Raw genomic sequence first — 12,876 nt, 5'->3', positions numbered from 1 at the left:
GGAGGAACGGACATGGCGAGCCGCTATGCCGACGTGTACGGGGGCTGGAAAGCGGACCCGCAGAGCTTCTGGTCAAATGCAGCCAATGCAATCGACTGGTTTGAAAGACCGGCACGCGTCTTTGATGCGGACGCCGGCATCTATGGGCACTGGTTCGCCGAAGGCATCACCAATACCTGCTACAATTGCCTGGATCGCCACGTGGCGGCCGGTCGTGGCGAGCAGATCGCCTTCATCTACGACAGCCCGGTCACCGGGCGGGTCGAGCGCATCTCCTATGCGTCGCTGCTTGCCGATGTGGCGGCACTGGCTGCCGTTTATCGCAAGCTTGGTGTCGGCAAGGGCGACCGTATCATCATCTATATGCCGATGATCCCGCAGGCAGCCGTCGCCATGCTGGCGGCCGCGCGCATCGGCGCGGTGCATTCCGTGGTGTTCGGCGGTTTTGCCGCCAACGAACTGGCCGTGCGCATCGACGACTGCCAGGCCAAGCTCATCGTTTCGGCAAGCTGCGGCATCGAACCCGGCAGGGCCGTCGCCTACAAGCCGCTGCTCGATGCGGCGCTCGAAATCGCCACACACAAGCCGGCCCATTGCCTCGTCTTCCAACGCGAGATGGCGGAAGCCGCCATGACGGCGGGACGCGACATCGATTTCGCTGCGGCGCTGGCGGCGGCGAAGCAGGCGGGCGAAGAGGTCGGATGCACGCCGGTCGCGTCCACCGATCCGCTCTACGTGCTCTATACGTCCGGCACGACCGGCCAGCCCAAGGGCGTGGTGCGTGACAATGGCGGCCATATGGTTGCGCTCAAATGGTCCATGGAGAATTTCTTCGGCGTGCAGCCGGGCGAAGTGTTCTGGGCGGCGTCCGATATCGGCTGGGTCGTCGGCCACTCCTATATCGTCTACGGCCCGCTCCTCAACGGCAGCACCTCGATCCTGTTCGAAGGCAAACCCGTCGGCACGCCCGATCCCGGCACCTATTGGCGCATCATTGCAGAGCACGGCGTCGTGGTGATGTTTACCGCGCCGACAGCCCTCAGGGCGATCCGCAAGGAGGATCCGGAGGCCGCTCACGTCAGCCGATACGACCTGTCGAAGTTCCGCGCGCTGTTCCTTGCCGGGGAAAGGGCGGACCCCAACACGATCCAATGGGCCGAAAGGGCGCTCGGCGTGCCCGTCATCGATCACTGGTGGCAGACGGAAACCGGATGGCCTGTCGCGGGAAATCCGATGGGGCTCGGGCTCCTGCCGGTGAAATACGGTTCGCCGGCCGTTCCGCTTCCGGGATACGACGTGCAGATTCTCGACGATGCCGGGCATCCGGTTGGCGCCGGTACGCTCGGCAATGTGGTGGTAAAGCTGCCGCTGCCGCCCGGCTGCCTGCCGACGCTTTGGAATGCTGACCATCGGTTCCGCGCGGCCTATCTCGAGGAGTTTCCCGGCTACTACAAGACGGCGGACGCCGGCTATCTCGACGAGGACGGTTACATCTTCATCATGGCGCGGACGGACGACATCATCAACGTGGCCGGCCATCGGCTGTCGACCGGTGCAATGGAGGAGGTCTGTGCCAGCCATCCCGATGTTGCCGAATGTGCTGTCATCGGCATCGCCGACGAACTGAAGGGTCAGGTTCCGGCCGGCTTCCTCGTCATCAACTCCAATGTTTCCCGTGAAACGTCGGAGATCGAACGCGAGGTCATCAGCCTCGTGCGCGAACGCATCGGACCTGTTGCCGCCTTCCGCCTGGCCATCTGCGTCAAGCGGCTGCCGAAGACGCGGTCCGGCAAAATCCTGCGGGCCACGATCCAGAAGATCGCCGATCGCCAGCCCTGGAAAATGCCAGCGACGATCGATGATCCGGTCATCCTTGACGAGATTACACTGGCGCTGCATGGGCGAGGTATCGGGACGTAGCAGATTTTGTGAGCCGGCTCACGATACTGCTGTAAATCAGCGTTTGATGACGGACACGAACCAATCGCTGAAGGCCGATACCGCCTTGGAGCGCGTCGACTTGGTAATGAGGAAGTAGTTTTCCTCTTCGAGGGTGGCGATATCGGACAGGACCCTCAGGTCTCCGCTCTCGATTTCGCGGCGGAAGACCTCGACCGGGCAAAGGGCGACGCCGTGGCCGGCAATGACGGCCGTAGCGAGCAGATTGAAGTCCTGGAAGATAGGCCCTCGCATGGCTTGTCCCGCTGTCACCCCTGCCGTTGCGAACCAATCGCGCCAGCGTGACACCGTCTCGTCGTGCAGCAGATCGGCGGAGGCGATCGCCTGCGCACTGTTCAGTTCGCCTTTCCGTTCAAGGTAGCGCGGGCTGGCAACGGGTCGATTGATGCGTGAGAACAGCGGATCCGACCGGATCCCGTCGGTTCGGTCGGCGCCGAGCGTGATCAGGATATCGCAGCCGGTCTCGCGCAATCGCTGTTCGGCCATCGCGTAGACGACCTTGACGTCCACCTCGGGGTGGCTGCCGAGAAAATCGCCGAGTGCCGGTATCAGCCAACGGGTGGCGATCGAGGGAATACAGGCGACGCTCATCTGCGCCTTGGCATTCAGCCGCAGCAATTCCGTTTCCGCGGCGATGCGCTCGAAGGCCGATGTCAGCAACGCGGCCAGGCTCTCCGCCTCTGGCGCCAGCCTCACGCCGCGCTTCTCCCGCACGAAAAGCGGCCTACCGAACCATTCCTCCAGCAACCGGATCTGATGGCTGACGGCCGCATGCGTCACGTGCAGCTCGTCCGCGGCGCGCGAGAAACTCGCCTGACGCGCCGCCGCTTCAAAGGCGCGCAGCATGCCGAGCGGTGGCAACATCATGTGTAAGTTTTCCTCGCCTATTCGCTGAGCAATCGTCGTTTGATTGGCAATTGATGTCAACGAATACTGACGCCGTTGCAGGACAGGGCGAGAAGCCCATCCAGAAACATTAGAATTTCTTATAGATGGAGAAGCCCATGTTCGTGCGCAGCCTGCAGGATATCGAAGCCACCGATCATTTCGTCGAATGGGGTAGCGGCACCAGCCACCGCCTGCTCACGGAAAGGGATGGCATGGGCTTTACCGTCTGCCACACCGTGGTGCGCGCCGGAACGGTATCGCTGCTTGAGTACCGCAACCACCTCGAGGCCTGTTACTGCATCGCCGGCCACGGCGAGGTCGAGGATATGCAGGGCAAGGTCTTCCCGATCAACAAGGGCGACATCTACGTTCTCGACCAGCACGACAAGCATTATCTGCGCGGTGGCAAGGATGAGGATCTGATCCTCGTCAGCATCTTCAATCCGCCCCTCACGGGGGACCGAGCGCCACAACCTCAAAGATCCATCCGGTTCGGCCTACTAAGAACCGGCCAACAAAAAAGCCCGGATCGACGATCCGGGCTTTTTTCATCGGGCTGAACGGCGATCAGTACTGATCGTCTTCGTCCTCGTCCTTGCGATCCGACTTCAGCGACTTGAGCTTGGCGAAGACGGCATCGGCGTCGATTTCCTTCTCTTCCTCGCGCTCGTAGCTGAAACCGAGCTTTTCGGTTTCCTGCGCCGCTTCCAGTGTCGCGCCGAGTTCGGCGGCGGTCGGCAGCGGGCGGCCCTTGGAGGCGCGTTCGACTTCGAGATCGAGGTCGATCTGCGAGCAGAGGCCGAGGGTCACCGGATCCATCGGCGTCAGGTTGGCGGAGTTCCAGTGAGTGCGCTCGCGGATCTGCTCGATCGTCGACTTTGTGGTGCCGACGAGGCGCGAAATCTGCGCGTCCTTGAGTTCCGGATGGTTGCGCACCAGCCACAGAATGGCGTTCGGGCGATCCTGGCGCTTGGAAACCGGGGTGTAGCGCGGGCCCTTGCGCTTGCTGTCGGGTACGCGAACCTTCGGCTCGGACAGCTTCAGCTTGTGGTTGGGGTTGCCTTCGGCGCGGGCGATTTCGTCGCGCGAAAGCTGGCCGGTCGCAATCGGGTCGAGGCCCTTGATGCCCTGCGCGGATTCACCGTCGGCGATCGCCTTTACTTCGAGCGGGTGCAGCTTGCAGAACTGCGCGATCTGGTCGAAGGACAGCGCGGTATTGTCAACCAGCCAGACGGCGGTCGCCTTGGGCATAAGCAGTTGCTGAGCCATGGATATAGTCCTTTTGTCCGCCGCGCCGGTGTCGCGGGCCGTGGAGTCTACCACTGATTTCCGGGAAATGTGGGCCTCTATACCGTCGTTGTCGCTAAATTGCAATTCTTCAGTTCCAAATGTCCTTTTGTCTAATTGCGGCGGGCATTTGACCTGCTATGAATGTCCGCGAAACGGGGGAGCCCTAGGAGGGGTGAACCGCACTAGGAATGCGTAGGGAGGAAAATATGTCCGCCAAGATCTATCCGGTGTTGAAGTCTGCCAAGAGCCGGACGCTGCTTGATAACGCCACTTACCTGAAGTGGTACGAGGAGAGCGTTTCGGACCCGGCGAAGTTCTGGGGCAAACACGGCAAGCGGATCGATTGGTTCAAGCCCTATACCAAGGTCAAGAACACCTCCTTCAAGGGCAAGGTCTCGATCAAGTGGTATGAGGACGGTCTCACCAACGTCTCCTACAACTGTATCGACCGCCACCTGAAGACGCATGGTGAGAAGACCGCGATCATCTGGGAAGGCGACAACCCCTATATCGACAAGAAGATCACCTACAACCAGCTATACGAGCAGGTTTGTCGTCTTGCCAACGTCCTGAAGAAGCACGGCGTCAAGAAGGGCGATCGCGTCACCATCTACATGCCGATGATCCCGGAAGCATCCTATGCGATGCTCGCCTGCGCCCGCATCGGCGCCATCCATTCGGTCGTCTTCGGCGGCTTCTCGCCGGACGCACTTGCCGGCCGTATCGTCGACTGTGAGTCCACCTTCGTCATCACCTGCGACGAGGGCGTGCGCGGCGGCAAGCCGGTCCCGCTCAAGGAAAACACCGATACGGCGATCGACATCGCCGCCAAGCAGCACGTCATCGTCAACAAGGTTCTGGTCGTGCGCCGCACCGGCGGCAAGACCGCCTGGGCACCGGGCCGTGACCTCTGGTACCACCAGGAAATCGCGACGGTGAAGCCGCATTGCGAGCCGGCGAAGATGAAGGCGGAAGATCCGCTGTTCATCCTCTATACGTCGGGCTCGACCGGCAAGCCGAAGGGCGTGCTGCACACGACCGGCGGTTACCTCGTCTATGCGTCGATGACGCACGAATATGTCTTCGACTACCGCGACGGCGAAGTCTACTGGTGCACGGCGGATGTGGGCTGGGTCACCGGCCACTCCTATATCGTCTACGGTCCGCTTGCGAATGCGGCGACGACCGTGATGTTCGAAGGCGTGCCGAATTTCCCGGATGCCGGGCGTTTCTGGGAAGTCGTCGACAAGCACAAGGTCAACGTCTTCTACACGGCGCCGACGGCGATCCGCTCGCTGATGGGTGCCGGTGACGACTTCGTCAAGCGCGCGTCTCGTTCGTCGCTGCGCCTGCTCGGTTCGGTCGGCGAGCCGATCAACCCGGAAGCCTGGGAGTGGTACTACAACGTCGTCGGCGAGCAGAGATCGCCGATCGTCGATACCTGGTGGCAGACGGAGACCGGCGGCATCCTGATCACCCCGCTGCCGGGCGCGACCGACCTGAAACCCGGCTCGGCAACGCGGCCGTTCTTCGGCGTCCAGCCGCAGCTCGTCGACAATGAAGGCAACGTGCTTGAGGGTGCCGCCGACGGCAACCTCTGCATCGTCGACAGCTGGCCGGGCCAGATGCGCACGATCTACGGAGACCATGCGCGTTTCGGCCAGACCTATTTTGCCACCTACAAGGGCAAGTACTTCACCGGTGACGGTTGCCGCCGCGATGAGGACGGCTACTACTGGATCACCGGCCGCGTCGACGACGTGCTCAACGTTTCCGGCCACCGTCTCGGCACCGCCGAAGTGGAATCGGCGCTCGTGTCGCATCACCTGGTCTCGGAAGCGGCCGTTGTCGGCTATCCGCACCCGATCAAGGGCCAGGGTATCTACTGCTATGTCTCGCTGATGGCTGGTGAAATCGGCAATGACGAACTGCGCGCGGCCCTGGTGAAGCACGTCCGTTCGGAAATCGGTCCGATCGCGACGCCGGACAAGATCCAGTTCGCACCGGGCCTGCCGAAGACCCGATCGGGCAAGATCATGCGCCGCATCCTGCGCAAGATCGCCGAGGACGATTTCGGCGCGCTCGGCGATACCTCGACGCTCGCCGATCCGGCTGTCGTCGACGATCTCATCGCCAACCGCCAGAACAAGGCCTGACCCTTGAAAGCCGCCGTGCATTGGATGCGCGGCGGTTCTCCTCTTGCGACTGAAATGTAAGAATTTCGGTGCCGTCCATGCGGCGCCTGTTTCCGCGCCCCGACAATTTCGTGAGCCGGATTCAGATCGCGCTTGCGACCAACCCGAGCTTAGAAGTCGATCGCGCGACCCTTGATCTCCCAATCGCCGTAGCGGGCCGGATCTTCGCCGCCGCGCCCGCCGATCTCCGGCGGCAGCTCCTTCTTGATCTCCGCCTGACGCCGCTCTTCCGCTTCCTTCAGTGCCCGCAACGCGGCGGGCGGCAGCGGTTTTTTGGGGCGGTCAGTGGCGTTGTCATTGTCGTTCTGCATCTGAACGGTATCCGGATTCGAGCATCAATATTGAAGAATTGGGTGTTTGCACCCATCATATAGGATGTCGTTCCCCGAACGGGAACCCTGATTCACGTGAAACGTTGACGACCCGGAGCCTCCCGATGAACCTTGTCCGTACCGCCATGCTGCTCGCAGTCATGACCGCCCTGTTCATGGCGGTGGGCTTTGCCATCGGCGGACGCGGCGGCATGATGATCGCCTTCGTCATGGCCGCGGGCATGAACTTCTTCTCCTACTGGAATTCGGACAAGATGGTGCTGCGCATGTATCGCGCGCAGGAGGTCGACGAGCGCAGTGCCCCGGAATATTACGGCATCGTGCGTGATCTTGCCCGCAATGCCGGCCTGCCGATGCCGCGCGTCTATGTGATCGACAGCCCGCAGCCGAACGCATTTGCCACCGGCCGCAATCCGGAGAATGCCGCGGTCGCCGCGTCAACCGGGCTGCTTCACACTCTCAACTATGACGAGGTCGCCGGTGTGATGGCGCATGAGCTCGCCCACGTGCAGAACCGCGATACACTGACGATGACGCTGACGGCAACGCTTGCCGGCGCGATCTCGATGCTCGGCAACTTCGCCTTCTTCTTCAGCGGCAACCGTGAAAACAACAATCCGCTCGGCTTCATCGGCACGCTGGTGGCGATGATCGTGGCGCCGATGGCGGCGATGCTGGTGCAGATGGCGATCAGCCGGACGCGCGAATACTCGGCCGACCGTCGCGGCGCCGAGATTTGCGGCAAGCCCCTGGCGCTGGCTTCGGCGCTGCAAAAGATCGCCGGCGCGGCGCACCAGATTCACAATGACGATGCCGAGCGCAATCCGGCAACGGCCCATATGTTCATCATCAATCCGCTCTCCGGCGAGCGCATGGACAATCTGTTTTCGACCCATCCCAACACTGAAAACCGCATCGCTGCCCTGCAGCAGATGGCCCAGGACATGTCTTCGGCCTCGACGCCGCCGGTTCGTGCTGATAATCCCGTGCGCAAATCGCGCTCTGTGCCCTCTACCGGTTGGGGTCGCGGTGGTTCCGAACCGCCCAAAGGTCCCTGGTCCTGATGTCCGCAGAAAACAACAACGATTCACGCCCGAAACGATCACACCGAAATGGTGCCGCAGCAAAACCGAAGAAGCCCGGCCCGGCACCCCGTGGTCCGGAAAAGGCTGGCCTGAGAGCACGTCAGGCCGCCGCAAAAATTCTGGCGGCTGTCATCGACCGCAAGACGTCGCTCGATGGCATGCTCGACAGCGAGCACGGCAATCCGGCCTATCGCGAGCTCAATGAGGCAGACCGCGCCCTGGTTCGGGCAATTCTCAATTCTGCCCTTCGCCATCTTCCGCGCGTGCAGGCTGCGATCAATTCTCTGCTGCAGACGCCCTTGCCGGACGGTGCGCGGGCGCTGGAACATGTGCTTGCCGTGGCAGCGGCACAGATCCTCTATCTCGACGTGCCGGATCATTCCGCCGTCGATCTCGCCGTCGAACAGGCGCAGAACGATCCGCGCAACCGTCGTTTTGCCAATCTCGTGAATGCGGTGCTGCGGCGGCTGTCGCGGGAGAAGGAAGCCATCCTCGAAAGCACCCGGCATATCCCGGCGATGCCGGAATGGTTCTTCAAGCGCCTGGTTAGCCATTATGGTGCGGCAACAGCCGAGCAGATCGTTGAGGCGCAGCTGACGCCGGCGGCAATCGATCTCTCCGTCAAGTCCGAGCCGGCGGTTTGGGCCGAGCGACTTGGTGGCACTGTCCTACCGACCGGATCTGTGCGGCTCGGCGCATTCTCCGGCTCCATCCCTTCCTTAGCCGGATTCGACGATGGTGCCTGGTGGGTTCAGGATGCGGCCGCATCGATCCCGGCGCGGTTGTTTGGCGACCTCAAGGGCAAGCGGACCGTCGATCTCTGTGCCGCACCGGGCGGCAAAACGGCGCAACTCATCCTCGCCGGCGCCGAAGTGACCGCGCTCGACCAGTCCGGCAGCCGGTTGCGCCGGCTGAAGGGCAATCTCAAGCGGCTGGGGCTCGAGGCAGAGACCAGGGAAGTCAACATGGCGGACTTCCAGCCGGAGACGCTGTTCGATGCCGCCCTGCTTGACGCCCCCTGCTCCTCGACCGGAACGACCCGACGCCATCCCGACGTGTTGTGGACCAAGGGACCGGAGGACATCGAAAAGCTCGCCGACCTGCAGGAAAGGCTGCTGCGTCATGCGCTGACGGTGGTCAAGCCCGGCGGCACGGTCGTCTTCTCCAACTGTTCGCTCGACCCGCGCGAAGGCGAAGAGGTCGTGGCCCGGGTCATCGGTTCCGGGGATAGCTACGAGCGCGTGCCGATTTCGGCTGCCGATTGGCCAGGGCTCGAGGGCGCGATCACACCGGTCGGCGAAATGCGGACCACGCCGGCCATGCTACCGCTCGATGCGCCCTTCGCGAGCGGGCTCGATGGTTTCTACGCAGCGGTGATTCGCCGCAAATAGCAGCCGCCACCGGTTCTCAGCTGCCGGAACAGGGCCTCAAGGCCCTGTTTTGCCGCGTCATTTGACGCTTTCGACCGGGAAGCCTATCAAAGATGGCAGGATTGATAAAAGTTTAATGGTCTTCGCGTCACCATGCGGGCGCTGGCGCGAAGTCCTGGCCCGCTCCGATGACGTGAGTGATCGTGCCAGAAATGAGGTAACCGGCGGCGTTGATGTTGTTTTCCGGCAGGCGAAGGCTTTCCTACCTGTACATGCGTGAAGGCTGGCGCCGTGTGTCGCGTCGCCTGTCGATCGGGCGCGTCTCCACTCTGCGCTTCACCGGCTCCACCCCCAATCGCCTGATCGTTGCGCCGACGGACCTCCGAGCCGTCGACCCCTTTGTCGCCGAAGAAATTCTCGCCGGACGTTTCCCGCTTGCCGGCCGCGTGCTCGACACGGAGGGCGAGTCGCCGTTCGAGATCGATCTGCCGTCGCGCGAATTTGCCGCCCGGCTGCATTCGTTCGGCTGGCTGCGGCACCTCAGGGCGATCCGCGAGGATGCCGGCTTCGTCCGGCTGCGGCAGATCGTCGACGACTGGATCGGCACCCATGGGCGCGAACTCGGCGGTATTGCCTGGGATGCGGATATCATGGCGCAGCGCATCATCGCCTGGTTGTCCCATTCGCCGGTGGTGCTGCGCAATGCGGAGCATGGCTTCTATCGCCGGTTCCTGAAGAGCCTGGCGCTGCAGGTGCGCTATCTCAGGCATATCGCCGATACGGTGCGCGACGGCGAGCAGAGGCTCAGGGTGCGGCTGGCGCTCGCCATGGCGTCGGTTTCCATGCCGGCATCGCCCAGCGCCATCCGCAAGGCATCGCGCCACCTCGATCTCGAACTCGACCGTCAGATCCTGCCCGACGGCAGCCACTTCTCACGCAGTCCGCGCGCCGGCCTAGAGCTGCTGCTCGACCTGCTGCCGCTTCGCCAGACCTACGTCAATCTCGGACATGACGTGCCGTCGCGTCTCATTCCCTGCATCGACCGGATGTACCCGGCCCTGCGCTTTTTCCGTCACCAGGGCGGAGAGCTTGCGCTGTTCAACGGCGCCACCTCGGTTTTGGCGCATGAGCTGGCGTCGGTGCTGCGCTACGACGAGACGGCCGGCGAACCTTTCCGCTCGCTGCCGCACGCGCACTACGAACGCCTGGCGATGGAAAACACCGTCGTCATCATGGATACCGGCCGGCCGCTTTCCGTCGACCTGTCGCGCAGCGCCCATGCCGGCTGCCTGTCCTTCGAAATGTCCTCGGGCAAGACACGCTTCGTCGTCAATTCGGGCGCGCCGAAGTTTGCCGGGGAGCGGTTCCGCCAGATGGCGCGGTTGACGGCTGCGCATTCGACCGTGACCGTCAATGACACGTCGTCATCGCGTTTCTCCCAATCGCGTTTTCTCGGGCCGATCATGACGTCGGGCGTCAGGGAGGTGACGGCGAACCGCAAGGACGAGCCGGGTGGGCTTGAGTCGGTGACGGCCAGCCACGACGGCTATCTTGCGGCCTTTGGCCTGATGCACGAGCGTGGCATCGGTGTCCTGAATGGTGGCCGCATGATCCGCGGTCGCGACCGGCTGTCGCGCGCCGACGGCAGCGACCCGGAGGAAAGCGATACGGCGGTCGCCGTCGCGCGTTTCCACATTCACCCGGCGGTCGCCATTCGCCAGAACAGTGCGCGCGAAATCTTTCTGACCGCGCCGGACGGCGAGATCTGGCTGTTTGCCTGCCAGGACGGCGAACTCGCCGTCGAGGAGGACATCTTTTTCGCCGATCCTTCCGGTATCCGGGCCTCGTCGCAGCTGACCGTGACCTTTGCGATCGGGCGCCAGCCGGAGATCCAGTGGACGTTTTCGCGCGCGAACTGAGCTGCTTGTAAAAGCGCCTGGCGTTTTCCGCTCGCGTATCTGGAGCGATCATCGATGACTTTGGATCGATCCGATCCAAAATCATCGCGATCTTCGGGGCCGGCGAGGTTCCTTCGCCCGGCAAGCTATGCTAACGGGCAGCCATCTCAACCGCCGGAGCTTCCTCCCGGGGCGTCCGGCGCCGCCAAAGGAGCATGGTTGTGGCTGTCGCCTCCAAGAAAATCCCCGCCCCGAACGAGGTTACGGTCCGCACCGCCCTCCTCTCCGTCTCCGACAAGACGGGTGTCGTCGAGCTCGCGCGCGCCCTTCACGAAAAGGGCATCAGGCTCGTTTCGACCGGCGGCACGCACAAGGCACTCTCGGAGGCCGGCCTTCCGGTGAGCGACGTTTCCGAACTGACCGGCTTCCCCGAGGTCATGGACGGCCGCGTCAAGACGCTGCATCCGAGCGTTCACGGCGGCCTGCTGGCGATCCGCGACGATGCCGATCACGTTGCCGCCATGTCGACGCATGGCATCACCGCCATCGATCTCGCGATCATCAATCTCTATCCCTTCGAGGAAGTCCGCGCGCAGGGCGGCGATTACCCGACGACGGTCGAAAACATCGACATCGGCGGCCCGGCCATGATCCGCGCCTCGGCCAAGAACCATGCCTATGTGACGATCGTCACCGACCCGGCCGACTATCCGGTGCTGCTCGAAGAGCTTGCCTCGGGCAAGACGACCTATGCCTTCCGCCAGAAGATGGCCGCCAAGGCCTATGCCCGCACCGCGGCCTACGACGCAGCCATCTCCAACTGGTTTGCCGAAGCGCTCGACACCCCGATGCCGCGTCACCGGGTGATCGGCGGCGTCTTGAAGGAAGAAATGCGCTACGGCGAAAACCCGCATCAGAAGGCCGGATTCTATCTGACGGGCGAGAACCGTCCGGGCGTCGCCACCGCCACCCTGCTTCAGGGCAAGCAGCTTTCCTACAACAACATCAACGACACGGATGCCGCTTTCGAGCTCGTCGGCGAGTTCCTGCCTGAGAAGGCACCGGCGGTCGCGATCATCAAGCATGCCAACCCCTGCGGCGTTGCGACTGCACCGACGCTTGCCGAAGCCTATCGCCGGGCGCTCGCCTGCGATTCCACCTCGGCCTTCGGCGGCATCATTGCGCTCAACCAGGAGCTCGATGCGGAAACGGCCGAAGAGATCGTCAAGCTCTTTACCGAAGTGATCATTGCTCCCTCGGTCAGCGACGCGGCCAAGGCCGTAATCGCCCGCAAGCCGAACCTGCGCCTGCTTGCGACCGGCGGCCTGCCGGATCCGCGCATCCCGGGCCTTGCGGCCAAGACCGTCTCGGGCGGCCTGCTGGTGCAGACGCGCGACAACGGCATGGTCGAGGACCTCGAGCTTAAGGTCGTCACCAAGCGTGCGCCGACGGCCCAGGAACTCGAAGACATGAAGTTCGCCTTCAAGGTGGCCAAGCACGTGAAGTCGAATGCGATCGTCTACGCCAAGGACGGCCAGACGGCCGGCATCGGCGCCGGCCAGATGAGCCGCGTCGATTCCGCCCGCATCGCGGCGATCAAGGCCGAAGAAGCGGCGAAGGCGCTGGGTCTCGCAACGCCGCTCACCAAGGGATCCGCTGTTGCCTCCGAAGCCTTCCTGCCGTTTGCCGATGGTCTGCTCTCGGCGATCGCCGCCGGCGCCACCGCCGTCATCCAGCCAGGGGGCTCGATGCGCGATGAAGAAGTGATTGCCGCTGCCGACGAACATGGTGTCGCCATGGTCTTCACCGGCATGCGCCACTTCCGGCACTGATATCGTTCGGGGCTGGCTCAGGCGCCT

9 protein-coding genes and 1 pseudogene are annotated in these 12,876 nt (G+C 63.1%); 7 read left to right on the top strand and 3 right to left on the bottom strand.

Annotated features, from left to right (window positions below):
* Positions 1 to 12 precede the first annotated feature (12 nt).
* Positions 13 to 1,920, top strand: a complete 1,908-nt coding sequence (locus XB14_RS31890; RefSeq protein ID WP_077968498.1) for an AMP-binding protein — start codon at positions 13 to 15, stop codon at positions 1,918 to 1,920.
* Positions 1,921 to 1,956: 36 nt separating this feature from the next.
* Here the strand turns inward: XB14_RS31890 and XB14_RS31885 are convergent, their stop codons facing one another.
* The gene (locus XB14_RS31885) at positions 1,957 to 2,826 is read right to left on the bottom strand and encodes a LysR substrate-binding domain-containing protein (protein WP_179119719.1); all 870 of its coding nucleotides are present in this window, start codon (positions 2,824 to 2,826) and stop codon (positions 1,957 to 1,959) included.
* A 137-nt stretch (positions 2,827 to 2,963) separates the two neighbouring features.
* On the opposite strand from XB14_RS31885, the pseudogene XB14_RS31880 reads away from it, so the two are divergent.
* Positions 2,964 to 3,351, top strand: a pseudogene (locus tag XB14_RS31880) (ectoine synthase).
* Positions 3,352 to 3,414: 63 nt separating this feature from the next.
* On the opposite strand, the gene XB14_RS31875 reads toward XB14_RS31880, so the two are convergent.
* Positions 3,415 to 4,116: a DUF1013 domain-containing protein gene (locus tag XB14_RS31875; RefSeq protein WP_077968496.1), complete on the bottom strand. Its 702-nt coding sequence runs from the start codon at positions 4,114 to 4,116 to the stop codon at positions 3,415 to 3,417.
* A 227-nt stretch (positions 4,117 to 4,343) separates the two neighbouring features.
* On the opposite strand from XB14_RS31875, the gene acs reads away from it, so the two are divergent.
* Positions 4,344 to 6,293 (top strand): acetate--CoA ligase, encoded by a 1,950-nt coding sequence (acs, locus tag XB14_RS31870; protein WP_077968494.1) that lies wholly within the window; start codon positions 4,344 to 4,346, stop codon positions 6,291 to 6,293.
* 149 nt (positions 6,294 to 6,442) lie between these two features.
* Here the strand turns inward: acs and XB14_RS31865 are convergent, their stop codons facing one another.
* Positions 6,443 to 6,643, bottom strand: coding sequence for a DUF1674 domain-containing protein (locus XB14_RS31865; protein ID WP_077968493.1), 201 nt, complete (start codon positions 6,641 to 6,643; stop codon positions 6,443 to 6,445).
* A gap of 125 nt (positions 6,644 to 6,768) precedes the next feature.
* Between XB14_RS31865 and htpX the strand changes: the two genes are divergently transcribed.
* From htpX to purH, 4 genes are all read left to right on the top strand, one after another.
* Positions 6,769 to 7,728 carry a zinc metalloprotease HtpX gene (gene htpX, locus XB14_RS31860; protein ID WP_077968491.1) on the top strand — a complete coding sequence of 320 codons (960 nt, stop codon included), beginning with the start codon at positions 6,769 to 6,771 and terminating at the stop codon, positions 7,726 to 7,728.
* Positions 7,728 to 9,140: an RsmB/NOP family class I SAM-dependent RNA methyltransferase gene (locus tag XB14_RS31855; protein ID WP_077968488.1), complete on the top strand. Its 1,413-nt coding sequence runs from the start codon at positions 7,728 to 7,730 to the stop codon at positions 9,138 to 9,140. Before htpX ends, XB14_RS31855 begins: the two co-directional genes overlap by 1 nt.
* A 212-nt stretch (positions 9,141 to 9,352) precedes the next feature.
* On the top strand, positions 9,353 to 11,038 hold the full coding sequence (locus XB14_RS31850) for a heparinase II/III family protein (protein WP_077968486.1): 1,686 nt from the start codon (positions 9,353 to 9,355) through the stop codon (positions 11,036 to 11,038).
* A gap of 200 nt (positions 11,039 to 11,238) precedes the next feature.
* Positions 11,239 to 12,849 (top strand): bifunctional phosphoribosylaminoimidazolecarboxamide formyltransferase/IMP cyclohydrolase, encoded by a 1,611-nt coding sequence (gene purH / locus XB14_RS31845; protein ID WP_077968484.1) that lies wholly within the window; start codon positions 11,239 to 11,241, stop codon positions 12,847 to 12,849.
* Positions 12,850 to 12,876 lie beyond the last annotated feature (27 nt).

It is taken from the genome of Ensifer adhaerens, from assembly GCF_002007205.1.
Classification (GTDB): Bacteria; Pseudomonadota; Alphaproteobacteria; order Rhizobiales; family Rhizobiaceae; genus Ensifer; species Ensifer adhaerens_D.
This window is presented reverse-complemented; position numbering and strand designations above follow the sequence as displayed.